The sequence below is a fragment of the Chryseobacterium takakiae genome (genome assembly GCF_900129385.1).
Lineage (GTDB): Bacteria > Bacteroidota > Bacteroidia > Flavobacteriales > Weeksellaceae > Chryseobacterium > Chryseobacterium takakiae.
Genome location: NZ_FQVO01000001.1, coordinates 663965 through 678952, shown reverse-complemented (window position 1 = coordinate 678952; position 14988 = coordinate 663965). Strand labels below are relative to the sequence as shown.

The window sequence follows — 14988 nt, the reverse complement described above, 5'->3', positions numbered from 1 at the left end:
TTCTAGCAGATTATTAATTTTTGTTAAAATTTCTTTCTGAAATATTTTGGCAGTACACAAAAACATTCTATATTTGCACCACTGAAAACGACGATACAATCGGAGTTCAGGGAGAGTTGGCAGAGTGGTCGATTGCGGCAGTCTTGAAAACTGTTGACTGTAACAGGTCCGGGGGTTCGAATCCCTCACTCTCCGCCAGGTTAGAAGCCAAAATAAGCTAAAACGCTGTAAACATTAATGTTTACAGCGTTTTTTGTTTTAGCGCAGTATCAAAAAAAATCAAAATAGGTCACGATTTATATGTCCTATTTCGTGTCCCATTCAAAAAATCATAAAATGGGTCACTAAAAATCAAGGAAAGCCCGACCAATAGGCTTTCTAACGATTGTACATCTTGTAAAAAAAAATGTGTACAGGTCTGTTTAAGCCTGCTCAAAAATTGAGCAGCTCTGATTTTAGTTTCTTCTCTGAATCTAAAGGGCTTTTTCGAAATAAACTTCAGGTAAAATAATTTTAATTTCTTGTAAAGTATCTTCTTTTAACCAATATACTATGAAGTTCACTTTTAAGCTTTTTAATTCATATTTTTTTGTTTTCATCTGCTCTATTCTCTGTCGGAATTGTTTAGAAAATCTTAAAATAGGCTGGTGACGAGAATTAACACATTCATTTCCGTTGAAGGTTAATATATCTCCGCAGTGAAGTTCTGAAACCAGATGCTGTTTGTTTATAAAAAAATCCAGCCAGACATCCTTATAGCTTAGATGCATAGCTAATTCATTTGGCTGGAAATATGATTTGTTGTCCTCAATATGCGTTAAATTATCTACAAAAAAATTATCAAGAAATTTAGAATTTGTATGGATTGTTAAGTTTCGTTTCGCTCTGGTAATACCAACATATAACTGTCGTTTAGCTTCATCCGTTGAAAGATTAAAGTTCTCGAGTAGTAAAAAAACATTATCAAACTCTTTACCCTTGGCCTTATGGATAGTTGATACAAAAATGGTCTCTCCATTTTCATTAAAAAAATCTTCCAGTTTGGATTCTCTTATAAATACTTCCAAATCAGATTTGTATTTTCTTTTGGTGTTTGTAGCTTCAAATTCTTTGATAATATTGCTGCAAATTTCCAGCTTATCACTGCTTTGAAATTTATTCTTCAGTTCTTTTTTTGCTGTTTCCCATACCTCATCACTAATAATAAATGTATCATTGTCTAAGTTTAATCGACTTAGGAAGAACCTAACTTCTACAAGGTTATACAAACTGAAGCCGTCATTAGTTTGGATTAGTCTTGCGGGTATTTTATTTTTTAAAAGCAGACCCGTGATCTGCAAAGCCTCTTCATTTGTCTTTGTCAATACACATGTAGTGCCTGAAAGATTAGTATAGATTATATCTGAAACAGTAGGCGTAGTCAGATTTTCACTTTTGTATTTTACAATTTTTATTACTCCATTGTCATTTTGCGTAGATAAAATTGGTGAAGTTTTTAATCGGTGTGAAATCTGTTTGACAAATTCATTGGCAAATACAACAAGATTGCTTTTACTTCTGTAATTTTCTATCAACTCATATTTAACAGCATTATTGGACAAAATAAACTGTTCTAGATACTTTGAGCTCGCGCCTCTGAATTCATAGATATTCTGATCATCATCTCCTACAGCAATAACCCTCATTTCCTCATTTTGTTCCATCAATGTATTGATAAGCCTATGTTCATCCTCATCCATGTCTTGAGCCTCATCAATTACCAGTACGGTTTTGGTGATTCTGCTGGCTTCAACTTCACCATTTTTTATTTTCTCAATTGTTTTTTTTAAAATTGTATCAGATTTCTCTAGGTTTCCCACTTTACCTAATAAATCAAAACAATAGGAATGAAATGTTTTCATCTCAACATAATTGGCTGCATTTCCAATAAGCTTTATCAATCGTTTTTTAAATTCGGTAGCAGCTGCCCTAGAAAAAGTTATCATAAGCAGCTGTTCTTGCTTAATATCTTCCATTAGAAGAAGAGATGCAAGTTTATGCACAAGCACCCGTGTTTTTCCACTGCCTGGCCCGGCTGCTACAACAATATGCTGTGTTTCTTTGTCTTTTATGATTTTTAGCTGTGTTGGAGAAAGTTCTCCAAAAAGCTGATTGAATTTTGATGGTGTTAGATTACGTCTAATCTCATTTTGTCTGCTGCCTTTAAAATATTTATTGAGAAAGGATGTATAATTTAACTGAAAATAATCTTCTACAAACTGTAGAGCATTTTGATAATCTGTGATCATTTTCCTGGCATATTCTCCAATAATGTGTATCTGCTGAATTTTATTTTCATAAAATTGATTGAGCCTTTGATAATCATCTTTAGTATATCGCTTTTTATTGTCCTGTTCAGTACGTTCGATAGTTAATCGGTTATAAACGACTAAAAAGCCTCCCTCAATTTTTATAGCCTCAATTCTGGACAAATAAAATAAGGTGTCTTCAACATCTGCAATATCAACGTCTATTTTAAATAGATTTTGGCTACTCTCATAAGCGGATTTCAATTCATGAACTGAAAATTCTACGAGTACTTCATCTTTATCAGCTTCATCTTTCGTAGCTTCCAAATTACTTTTCATATATAGAAACTCCACAATAAAACGTGCCAATTCATGTCTTTTTTCAAGTTTGTCTTTCAATATTTCTTTAGAAAATAAGCTAACAATGGCAACATGATTTTTTGAATATTCTAGATTTTTTCTTTTGATCCAGTTCTTAATTGACCAGAAATTGATAATCGTTTTTATTTGGTTGGTATTAATATTTTCACATCCCATATTTTCTGCCTGCTCATTAAGTTCTTTGATGTGAAATACATTTTCCTGCTGATCAAAAAACGGAAGTAAGAAATTTTCAATTTTACCGAATGACTCAACAATATTAAGTGAACGATTTTTATTCTCTCCTCTTTTGATAAATGCCGTTAGGTCTTTTGTATCTGCTAAAATTTTTTCTTCGCGGAGAAGAGTTAAAATATTAATTACTTCCTCTTTCACTATACCCAAATGATCGCTAATATAATCAACTCTGGATTCCGCAGTTTCTTCATTGGATTGCTTACGGCTTTTGCTTGAAAAAAGCTTCTTGATAATTCTAATACTTTTTTCTTTCTGCTTTTCCTCAAACCTTGTAGATAAATTGATTTTGTCAATAGCTTCCTGAGCATTTTTGGTTAAAATACTGTTGGCAAAAACTCTAGGCATGTTTTGCCCTCTTTTCAAATATCCAGCATCTTCAAGTGCCGCAATGGCGGTAGTTACCCTTGTTTCTATCTGTACTACGTTATCATCCCAACCTGCTTTTCTTGCTATTTCTAAAGCAGAATTAGAAACAGTCGATCGAAATCGGGTGATATCTTTAATGGCTTTCCAGACTTGTTGTATTTCTTTTATAGAAAGTTTGGTTTGATTCTGCAATATAAAATGTTTGCCAAGATCTTCTTCATTAAAAAGAACAAAACAATCAGCAATGATATTTTCATCTCTCCCTGCTCTCCCTGCTTCCTGGACATAGTTTTCCAGTGAATCTGAGATTTCATAATGGATGACCATTCCTACATCTTTTTTATCTACTCCCATTCCGAAGGCAGATGTTGCAACCATAATTTGTGTGTCACCGTTAATAAATGAGTCTTGGTTTTCAGATTTTTCCTGCTTATCCATTTTACCATGATAGGGCTTTGCATTAAAACCATCTTTTGACAATCTCTCAGCAAGTAGATATGCTTTTCTTGTCCGTGATACATAGATAATTGTTGGACAGTTTTTCTTTTCTACCAAGTCTCTTATGGCTTGGTATTTTTCATCTTCATTCGCTTTTTCAAAGACTTTATAATGCAGATTTGATCTCGAAGCTTTCGATGTAAATAATTCAAGATCGAGATCTAATTTCTCTTTAAAGTAATCACGAATATCTTCAATCACCTTTTGTTTTGCTGTAGCTGTAAAACAAGATACTGGTATTCCTTCTTCTAAATTTTTTTTATCCTGAATTGATTTGATAAAATCACCGATATATAAATAATCTACTCTAAAATCCTGACCCCAGGAAGAAAAGCAGTGCGCTTCATCAATAACAAACCGGATAATTTTTCTACCTAATATCAATCGTTCAATGCTTTTTGAACGTAATGATTCGGGCGATATATATAAAACTGAAGCAGATCCATCTTCAATCCTTTCAAATGATTTGGCTCTTTCAATTGGATCAAGAAGACCATTTATAGTAACAGCATCGGTAATACCATTTTTTTCCAGATTATCAACCTGATCTTTCATTAAAGATTGTAAAGGCGAGATAATGATAGTTAACCCCTTTAAGTTTTCTCCACTCATAAGAGCAGGAACTTGAAACGTAATAGATTTACCACCTCCGGTAGGAAAAACGGCTAGTAATGATTTATTATTTACTGCTGCTTGTACTGCTTTTTGCTGTAGTGCTTCACCATCATATATTCGATAAGAATCAAAACCAAAAAACTTTTTTAATCCTTTGTGTATGTCTAATGCATTACTACAATAAACACATCCGCTTATACAAGGTTTGTTTCGTAATAAAAGCATTAATCTTTCTACTTCCGGATAATTCTTTAATACCCAGGGCGGTGTGATGGAATGAATTTTTTTATGAGAAATGAAAGAATTAATGAGTGATAAACAGTAGGCTAATTCAATAGAATATCCTTCAATGATTCTGGTTAAATTAATATTTTCACAAATTTCATCTTTGAATTTTAGCCGAATCAACTGTTCAATGTCAATGTTTGGATTTGTATAATTAACAAAGCGAAAAAAGCTATTAAATTCTTTTTTATCCTTTAAGAGCAAATAAAAAATTTGCTTGAGGTTTTCATCCGTTTGGTTAAAGGCTACTATTTCATCGTGAAATAAATCCCTTGCTTTGATTGAATCGTTGAGAGGATTATTAAGATCTTCTGTTTGAAGCTTATCATCTTTTAAAAGAGCATGATAAGGTTTTGTGGGGAATAATAAAGGAGAAAGGTATAGAGTATCTATGATGTTTTCAGGTTTGATACCTGCATCAGCAACAACTTTCCCAATATACTTAATATCGTGATTGATGATGTTGTGTCCACAAATGAACTGAGTTGTTCCAAGAAATTGAACAAATTCTGCTATGGATGTCTTATGAAATATACTTCCGTCATCTTTTATTCCTCCAATATCGAGGATTCTGTGACTTTCAGGGTCAATTTCAGTATCGATATATGAAATATGACTCATGCCTTGTGCTTCTGTCATCAATGTTTATCAGTAGTTATTTGTTTTTAAGCATCTGCAAAAAATGAAGATTACTATTTTAATCTTTATATTAATTACAAATTAATTAATTAAGTTAAATTAAATAAAATATAACAAACTGAAAAACAATATGTAAAAAAAATCGATAGTTCTAATCTTAATATTTATTTTTTATTTCTCAATCAGTTTTACTTTCATTTCTTTTCTGTGTTTTCTATTTCCAATAAAGTTCATTGATGATAGTTGTTAAACGTTTAGAACCGCAGATCGTTTTAACGAGTTAGAAAGACAGGAAATTTATTGTATCTCCAAAACAGCTAATGATCTGATGGAAGGATTTCAAAATGCTTTTAAAAAGTTGATGAGATTGTCTGAAAGAAGTTTTATAAACTACAATAAGAGTTTGAATAGATCTCATTAGTTTTTTCAAAACAAAGTAAATAATTCATTTTATTTCCTGTTTAGGTTATATTCATGAGTTAGTTGAACTAATTGTGTATGGTTTGTAGGAAAATAATCCGATAAAAGTATGGAGAAGTACAACGTTACTTTAGGATTTTTTTCCACGGTTGAATCAAAGCCAATATTTTTGATAGGCAGATCTTCAAATTGAAGTAATTGTTTGTAGACTTCATCTTTAAGTATTGATTGTAAACTGTCTAATATCCATTTTAATTTGGGTTTTGATGGAAACGAGAGATAAATCTCGCGGATATTTCCCTGGCTTTCTTGTATCCAGTTACCAAATAAGCGATTGTATGCTTTTCCATTTTTCAATACATTATAAAACTCTGTTAATTCGGGATGGATAAAGTTCATATTTTGTTTTATTGTATCATTTAAACCAAATCGATAAAAACAGGTGTTAAAATTTTCTTTGTCCTTCCAGCGATAGGAGTGGATAGAAGAATAACCTTCTTCATGGATATATAAGCACTTGTAATCATCATCCGATTCAGGGATTCGGAGTCCCTGGTACATTGATTGAAGGATACTTTCTTCCTGAATTTTTATCAATCTTTCTGATGTCCCGACAAATCTTAGCAGATTACTTAATTCTCTAAAAATTTCTTTTTGGCGGTCCGGATAAAGGTATATTGTTGGCTTACAACGAGAGATAAACTCATCTTTATTGAATTGTACGGACCATTCCATCAGTTGTTTTATATCTTTGCGATGTAAGGTTCCGAGCAGTTTATAAGCGTTTTTCATAATTCGGCGGATAAAAAGAGACTGTCTTTATCAGACAGCCTCTGAATGTTCATCTTATGACCAGTGATCCCAATGTGAAACGGCATGCCAGATGCTGGATGCTGCAGAAGCAAAAGCTCCTCCAATGGATTCAAACGCAGATTTTATGGCATCATCTGCATATCCTACTCCCAGCATAACATCACGCACCGCATCGGGGGCCAGTCCGAAAACCGTATTCAGCGCCTGTGCCGTGTCCTGTGCTCCAATGCCAATTTCCTGGAATGCTGCTGCTACTACCTGGCTGGTAGCACCATATCCTTCCTCCATCGCCTGAGCGACCTCTGTCGCAGAATAGGAGAACGCATTGCCTATGTCACTTGCGATAGTAGAGGCGCTATATCCTACAGAATTCATGATATTCGCTGTTTCTGCCGCTGTTTTATTGTAAGCCTGTTTTAATCCCTGTGCAACATCTGAAACACCATTTACTATAGCGTTTTTAACATATCCGGCCCATTTTTCGGCGTCATTGATGATGTCCCGGAAGATTGATGATGCATTCTGGACAATATAGGTTTCAATAGCGCTTAATAATCCTGAAATACTGGAAATATTAATGTCTGCCTCAAACGGTCCGAAATTCAGATTTAAACCTTCAAAATTAAATCCTCCTGATACCTGGAATGAAATTTCAGAAGCCGAGGTATTCAAAGCGACACTTACTGCGCAGCCTGCATCTAAATGAATGGATCCTAAAGAGAAACCTGCAATGGACGGCAATGAGACATCAAAATCCAGTCCGTATGAAAAGGCTCCTGAAAAATTATGATAATCAGCCAGTTTGCAGGCCATTTTAGTTTCAAGTATCGCGCCGTAATCCATCTCAAAACTTATTCCGTCATTAGCGATAACAGCATCTATTTTATCATTCACCAATCCGAAAAGGCTTGCTGCTGCGTCCAGCGTAAAATACGGTGAAGAAGATGTACTGACACTCATTTCCGGTCCGCCCGCAGATACAATTGTTTTATCTGTTGCATTTTTAATAGTCTGCTGGTCCAGTTTTGTTTTTGGTACCGTATTAATCGGGATCGGATTGCCGTTTTGATCTACTTTAATTGATGCTCCCTTGCCGTCTCCCGTAATGCTCAGGATATTTCCGAAATTCAACGGTGCCATCGTGATTGTGCCATGAATGCCTGTGTTCAGGTCAATCTGAAGATATCCGTAAAAATGTAACCCGAACAGATCCATCACTGCATTGAATCCGTATCCCATCGGTGCAAGCGAACCATCGGGCAGGACAACAGGTTCCATCGGATTTTCGGCCCATCTGAATGAAAGGTCTGTGAAGGAAACCGGCAGATCAATATTATAGGATGTATTGGTGAATAATGTTATGATCTCATTAAAATCCAGTTTGGGTACATAAAATGCGATATATAAAGGATTTGGGATTTCTTCTTCCATTTCGCAAACGACTGCAAAATTATCATCCGTTAAGGGTACCTGTCCCTGATTTCCGATATGAAATGTTCCTTCCACTCCGATGGCAAAGCCCGGCGGTTCAAAAATTACACCCAGACCTACCCCAAAAGAATCGAAATGTAATCCTTTGATTCCCGGAGGTGTCAGCAGGCTGGTGGTGTTGCCTCTCAAGTTCACACCGATTTCCGCCTCAATATTATCAATAGTCATCGCAATATCTGAATCAATTTCCGGACTTCCAAACAGATTAAACGGAATGGTTGCCTTAATTTCAAAAACTACAAACTTGAAAAGCGGATTTAGCGACAGCAGCATGGTAGGCTTGTCAATATCGAAAGTATTTCCTCCTCCAATCGGAATTTTCACTTCATCCATACTGAATTTCAAACAAGTCACACCGGTTGCCAATCCGTCGTTATAAACAAATTCAACTCCGAAATTAATAGTAGGATTTCCAATAAAAGACTGAATAATTCCCAATACACCGGTATCGAAGGTAACATCCGTAATGTTTAATTCGCCTCCGATAAATATTGCCGTATCTGTTTCGTTGCAGTTAAAGTGAGAAATGGTAACATCCGGAATGGACGAAGGCCAGCTGAAACCAAAATAATTTACTAATGTACTGAGACTGTATACCTGATCCTGCGGTGGTGATTTCTGGGTCTGCGGGGTTCGGGCCAGTGCCACCACAGCAAGCATATAAGTGACAAAAGTAACTGTTTTATAATCCGTTGTGGAAAGGAAAAACTGGTTTACCTGTGCTGCGGTTGCCTTCCCGTTTTTTATGAGTGCCTGAAACTGCACGACTTCCGGATTACCCGGCTGATCCTGCATCAGCTTAATAAATGCCTCCGTGGTGTTCATTGTATCCACATCGCTCTGCTGTACTTCAAAGGAAGCCGGCTGAGTGCCCAATGTAAAAAAACGGGTAACGGGATTATTCTGATCATCAAAAACAATAAATGTTGAAATGGGCCCGTGGATCGGTGTGAACTCCTGGCTGCCACCTGCCGGTACGGTAACCAGCGGTGTAAGTGTTCCAAAAAAGTTGGTTAGGCTTTTATCATCTTCGTTATTTTGGAAAGCATCAAAAATCTGGATACTTGCCGACAGATCATTTTTGATCGTCACAGATGGATATGTAGTGCTCATTGATTTATATTTTAGGATTATAATACTTCTGTTTCTTCCATACCGATTTCCGTTTCGTATTCTTCTATGGAAGTTGCTTTTTCTAGATTTTCATATTCCAGGTCAATATTTTCCCATATTGTGGCTTCGTAAACTGCGGCATCAACAGCTGTATTGGTGTTATTTAACTGAGTCTCAAGATTATTGTAATACGATGTCTCAAGGGTTTCTGATTCGTTCATTAACTGATTTTTGGCAGCCTGAAATTCTTCCATCGCCGCTTTTACAGCTGTACCGTTTTTTACAGCATCATTGGCAACCTTGTATTTTTCGATAAAATTTGAATAACTTTTGCTGAACTCTTCCGTGGGCACCATTCCTTCATTAGTAATCTGCTCTTTAATTGAATCAATAAGCACGTCGGCTTCTTCTAGGCTTGAGTTTATATTTTCTTTTGAAGGAACTATTTCATTTTGTTTAATCTGAGCAACCTGTCTTTGTAAAGTTTCCAAAAGATCCTCATTGGTAATCTCATTGAAGGGTTTTCCCACTGCTCTGGCAACCTGACCTTTAAGTACGGCAGACAATTGTTCGCCGGAAGCAGCAGATGATGTAAGAGTAATTCCTCTTTCTTCCAAAATGGCTTCATTAGCAAGTACTCCCAGATGTTTATTTTGAATTCCTTCCGGCAGATGTGTGTCAGCTGAGGTTGAAACACTGTTTCCGAAATGGGGTACGGTGTCACCTGGAGACATATCTACAACATTATATCCCGGTTGCGGAATTTGAGAGAGCGGCACCCCTCGTAAGAGCACTTCTCCTGTAGCTGCATCAATAGAAAAATCTGAATCCGGGTATTCCAGTTCTTCTTTAATAAAATCAATATCCGAAAAACCTACAGCCCGGTTGTTATCGTAAATTACCATTGTTTCACCGTTAATTTCGGTTCTGCCAAGCTCTAATCGAATCCTTACCAGTTTATGTGATACCGTATCGTATTGATAGTAAGAAGAGTATTTTGTACTTCCGGGTGCAAAGGTACCCTTAGAAGGATCTGTATTCCATGATATAATCATTTTTCCTATTTTTTAAATTACTATTATTGTATTTGGACCTGTCTGAAGTTGTATATTCGTATATTCTTCCTACAGTTTCCTGATTTTATAGCTCAGCCATCTCTTCTGCTTCAGGCCATTCTGAATCTTCATCTGCATCATACCCCGAATCATTTTCTTCATCATTCATATCATTTTCATAGTCTTCCTGTGCGGTGTCAAGTGCATCTGAAGCTTCAGCCGCATCATTTACGGCATCAGCGGAATCCTGTAAAGATTGTGTTTCCCACTCCTGCATGCTGCCTTCACTTTGAGAAATCGTTTCTTCCATATTGCTGGCTGCTGATGAGAGTTCCTTGCTGGCATCGGAAAAATTTCCCTCCTCAATCTGGGCGCTGGCATCTTTAAAAGAGTTTTGTAAATCCGAAACTGCGGATTCATATTCCTCTGTAGGGGTAAATCCGTTTTCTACCTGCTCGGTTATTTCATTATTGATATCGGACATCGTATCTTCCATGGTCTGGGTCATCACGTCTTTCTGCATGGATTCTGAAATATCAGAATAAGAATCTGCTACGGAAGAGGCATCAGAATTAAATGTTTCTTCCTGTTGGGTAACTTCATTAACAATGTTCTCATCCGGAGTATTTTCAATTTCATTTTCTTCATTTTCGTATTCACTTTCTGAAGTTGCTTTTTCTTTTGCCGATGTTAATTTTTCCTTAGCTCCATCAAACAATTTTTTACCAAATTCTCCCAGCATCAGCAGTCCTACCAAAAGTCCTACACCTTGACAGATTTTTCCGAAAGTAGAATCGAATGAACTTTGTTTATTTTTATCTGCGGGTTTACCAGGAATCTGTCGGGCTGTCTGTGAAGAAACAACTGTTTTACTGGCGATGGTTCCTGTTAATGTAGGACCTGCCAGGTAAGTGGAAACAGGCTGGCCGTTTTGCATGGAGGTCTGTATGACATTCATCCAGACGGGCGTCAGATTTACCGAAACATCATTTCCGGGATTACTGTCGCCTATGGTACCGTCCCCGTTCATAATGAGGGAAGTAGGTTGTGAATTATCTGCATACACCGGATTTCCGCTGGCATCCTGGGTACATAATTTCAAAGTAGCTGAATTTTCAGTGGCTGTTGAAAGAATGTTAATTGTTCCCACTAAAACCGGTATGTATCCGCTAGGCGCGGGATTAGGAGCCTGTTCGTACATATAGAAAGGTCCCTGCCAGCCTGAGGTGAACATCTGCAACCAGCTCATTACTGCATTCCATGAGCTTAAAGTACATGATTTAAAGTTTTGGGTGGAAGCAAAAAAATTATTTACCGAAGCTGTACTTCCGCCCTTCAAAGCGGCATATAAATTCTTTGTCAGCGCCGAATTCGGGTTGGCCATCGCATAGCGGTGAAAAAGGAAAGACTGGATCATGGCATTCTGATCGTCAGCCGTAATGGTAAAAACCAAAGGCGGCGGATTATCGAATGAAAACTGAACGGCTGCCATTACTTTAACCGGAAACTGGTAAAAATAAAGACTGCTCAGCTGATCAATAGTTCCTGTGTACATTGCCTGTAACTGTGATGCTGCACGGATCGTCTGGATCGTACTGGTGCTTCCCGCAGCAATTGTACCCAATTTCGTGTAGGTATAAGGAACTGTTTGTCCGGTTGTGCCCGGATTGAAAACATCGTAAATATCAACCGGAACGGTTGAATTGTTTGTAATTTGAACGGTGGGGTTATTAGTGTTCATGATTAAATTGATTTGGATTAAAAATTATTATAGATTAAAATTAGGAGAACAGGATATTTTATTTCTCAGTAGTATTACCTCATTTATAAAGTAGTATTTATACTGATTTACAATCCAGGAAGTGTTTGCTAATTATCAATAAGTTATAAACTGCTATATCCATTGATTAATTATTCGTATCACCTTAATAATATGATCGGATCAGACAAAAATTTCTCAGAGAGGTATCACAATTTAAATTGGTCTAACAGTTGAGAATAAAAGATGATATCGACCGGGATTTCTGTTAGTAAATTACCCGTTATCACAGTAGGAACAAGTGAAAGATTATCTGCTCAGGGGTAAAAGTCAAAGAATGCATTAATACTCCTGAGCTTTTCATAGTGTCCGGGGAATACTACTTGTTTTCAGGAGAAAAATTTAAATTTAATTTGATAACAATAAAATTGAAATCATTTCAATATCCGGATCACCTATTTTGATCGGACTATATTGAAGTAAGGTAATGAAGAATAGATAGTTATTTTATCAAATAACATCGATTATCTTCAGAAAATAGTGATGTATGAAGGGAAAAGAAAGAATACTCCGTCTTCCGGTTGACAGCTCGGTTTATCGCATTAAAAGATTCATCGATTCCTCGAAATGGCAAAGCGGAATAATACAATGTTTATTTATTATACAGCCTGAGAATTTCCACCAATTCCGGTACGGATCGTATTTTCAGCTTCTCAAACAGCCTGTTTTTGTATGTGCTGACCGTTGACGAATGAATATTCAGCTGATTGGAAATTTCTTTGAGGGGAAGGCCTTCTGCAAGCTTATTGGCAATTTGCAGTTCGCGGTCTGATAACGCTTCAAAAGGAGATTCTTTTGTGCTGCCGGTTAATGATTCTAAAAACATTGCTTCCTTTACATTATCACTGAAATATCGGCCCTTATCGAGCATAGCCGTCACAGCATCTTTAACCACATCAGGTGAGCTTTGTTTGCTAAGATAGCCGCTGGCGCCCATCTTTAGGTAGCGCATTGCATAGAGCTCTTCATCTTGAGAAGAAAATATTAAAATTTTTAATTCCGGTTTATGAATTTTTATGTACTGTATTGCTTCCTGAACGGTACCATTAGGCATATTAACGTCCATAATTGCCAGATCAAATTCTTCTTTCAGAATTATTTTGTATAGCGATTTATAGTCTTCTACTTCTGAAATCACGGCATCGGGCTTGAGGCGTTTGACCGTTTGTACCAGACCCATCCGGACAATACCATGATCATCTGCTACAACAATACGAACATTTAATTTTAAATCCTTCATGCCGTAAATTTAGATAAAAAAAGGGAAACAGTTCTATTACTTTCAGATGAAATGATACCATGTTTCTGGACACAAAGGATATGAAATTTTACAATTTTCAAACTTAATTCACTCGAAAAATCAGATTTAGTTTTACAAATTTATCTTTAAAGAAAAAAGCCTAACAATCTTTGGATATTTCAAAAGATACATCATAATTTAATAGCTGTTCTTTTGTTTACTCAAATATCTTTTTATCAGTGATTTTCGACATTAGTGATGTACTCTTTTCTGCTTTTTAGAAAGTATTGTTAAATTGCCGTGAAGCTATAATAAACATTGATAGAGTAGGTGGTATTTTCCTTGCCTACCAAACTTTGAGCACTGGAAGGTTGTATGGTGTATCTTATGTTCAGCTCACGGTCTAGTATCGGTGTTCCGTTGAAAAGTATTTTTTGGGGAGTTTTGGATAAAGGAACATTTACTGAACTTCCATCTACGCCAATTTGTAATATATTGGAATTGATGTCGGTCTGCAAGCCGCCTTTCTTGAAATAATTTTCATCCGATTTTACATACAGTTCAAAACTTTCATTATTGGACAATACAATCTGACCCGGAATGATTTGCGACTGGCCATTGGTGTATTGCGCAGCGGTATTAAAATTGAAGTTTACATTTCGTCCGGAAGAGGGGATAGTGATCTCTGAGCGGGGAAGCACCTTTACCTGAACAGCGGTATTTTGTAAACTGTTAATTGAGTTATCAGTACTTGCAGCGTTGAAGTTCAATTCAAAAGTGTACGTTCCGGCTTCGAAAAAAAAGTTCCTGAAATCTTCAGCAGATATATAGAGCTCCGGCGTGAAGCTGTTTCTGTTTCCGGCTACAACACTGAAATTAGCAGCGGAAAAATTCTGAAAAGTTGAAGATAAGGCTTTGGTGGTGAGTGAAGATCCGTTACTACCCAATTTAATGTTTGCTATACTTCTGGTTCCCGGAACACCTTTAGAGGAAGTGAACTGAATATTGGCGGCGGCTTTCGCCCATAAATTAAAATCGACCGTATGCGCGATTTCTGCATTATCCAAACTGAACACCCGCGTTCCTGTAATGCGATAGTCATTCAATGAAGATATTTCTATGTATTTTGTTAAAGATGTTGTGAGCCATCTGACGGATGCAGGAATGACTAAAATTGTTTTAAAATTACGGGGCGTGAAATCATTGTAATTCTGAAGGATGTCCATGGAGTAATTCCCGGCCCGGTAAGCATTGGCAGCAAACTGTGCGCCAGGGATTTTAAACGTGAAATTGATATTTCCTTTGTTGAATCCCCCTCCGAAAATAATTGATCCGGGTGGTTCAAACCACCTTACAGCGCTTGTACTGAACGACTGAAAACCAGGTAAGGAACCCGAAAATCCGGTAGATGGCAGCTGTCCGCCCATACTTTCCAGCTGCCACAGAAGCGTAGAGCTGGGTAAAGTAAATGAAGAAGTAGCGTGAGTAAAAGCAGGTCCGGAAACAGAGGTAAATGTGGGAGCTATTGGAGCTAATCCAAAAAAGGCGTAATCCCAGTTTGTTCTGTTGGCGTTTACCATTACCCTTGTAGGCAATGAAGTGAATTCGCTCCTGTTAAAAATATTATTCTCCGGAATCGACAGGTACACATCCTGAGCTTTCGCGACTGTTAATCCGCAGAACACGGTAAAAATTCCTATTAAAAAAGCCCTCATCGTTTTCATACCT

The 14988-nt window shown here is 36.7% G+C and carries 7 protein-coding genes and 1 tRNA gene; 1 reads left to right on the top strand and 7 read right to left on the bottom strand.

The features are described 5' to 3' along the window. Positions 1-110 precede the first annotated feature (110 nt). A tRNA-Ser gene (locus tag BUA76_RS02875) sits at positions 111-198 on the top strand. Between the two features lie 275 nt (positions 199-473). Here BUA76_RS02875 and BUA76_RS02870 read toward each other — a convergent pair. The 7 genes from BUA76_RS02870 to BUA76_RS02840 all read right to left on the bottom strand — a co-directional run bounded on the left by BUA76_RS02870 (position 474) and on the right by BUA76_RS02840 (position 14984). After that, positions 474-5309: a RecQ family ATP-dependent DNA helicase gene (locus tag BUA76_RS02870; RefSeq protein WP_228408449.1), complete on the bottom strand. Its 4836-nt coding sequence runs from the start codon at positions 5307-5309 to the stop codon at positions 474-476. 450 nt (positions 5310-5759) lie between these two features. Beyond that, positions 5760-6521, bottom strand: a complete 762-nt coding sequence (locus tag BUA76_RS02865) for a hypothetical protein (protein WP_072883300.1) — start codon at positions 6519-6521, stop codon at positions 5760-5762. A 54-nt stretch (positions 6522-6575) separates the two neighbouring features. Beyond that, positions 6576-9146, bottom strand: coding sequence for a methyl-accepting chemotaxis protein (locus BUA76_RS02860; protein WP_072883299.1), 2571 nt, complete (start codon positions 9144-9146; stop codon positions 6576-6578). 17 nt (positions 9147-9163) lie between these two features. After that, complete coding sequence (locus tag BUA76_RS02855) at positions 9164-10201, bottom strand: hypothetical protein (protein ID WP_072883298.1); 1038 nt, start codon at positions 10199-10201, stop codon at positions 9164-9166. 85 nt (positions 10202-10286) lie between these two features. Continuing rightward, positions 10287-11942 (bottom strand): hypothetical protein, encoded by a 1656-nt coding sequence (locus BUA76_RS02850; RefSeq protein ID WP_072883297.1) that lies wholly within the window; start codon positions 11940-11942, stop codon positions 10287-10289. 670 nt (positions 11943-12612) lie between these two features. Further along, positions 12613-13260: a response regulator gene (locus BUA76_RS02845; RefSeq protein ID WP_072883296.1), complete on the bottom strand. Its 648-nt coding sequence runs from the start codon at positions 13258-13260 to the stop codon at positions 12613-12615. A gap of 290 nt (positions 13261-13550) precedes the next feature. Next, positions 13551-14984 carry a hypothetical protein gene (locus BUA76_RS02840; RefSeq protein WP_072883295.1) on the bottom strand — a complete coding sequence of 478 codons (1434 nt, stop codon included), beginning with the start codon at positions 14982-14984 and terminating at the stop codon, positions 13551-13553. Positions 14985-14988: the final 4 nt, after the last annotated feature.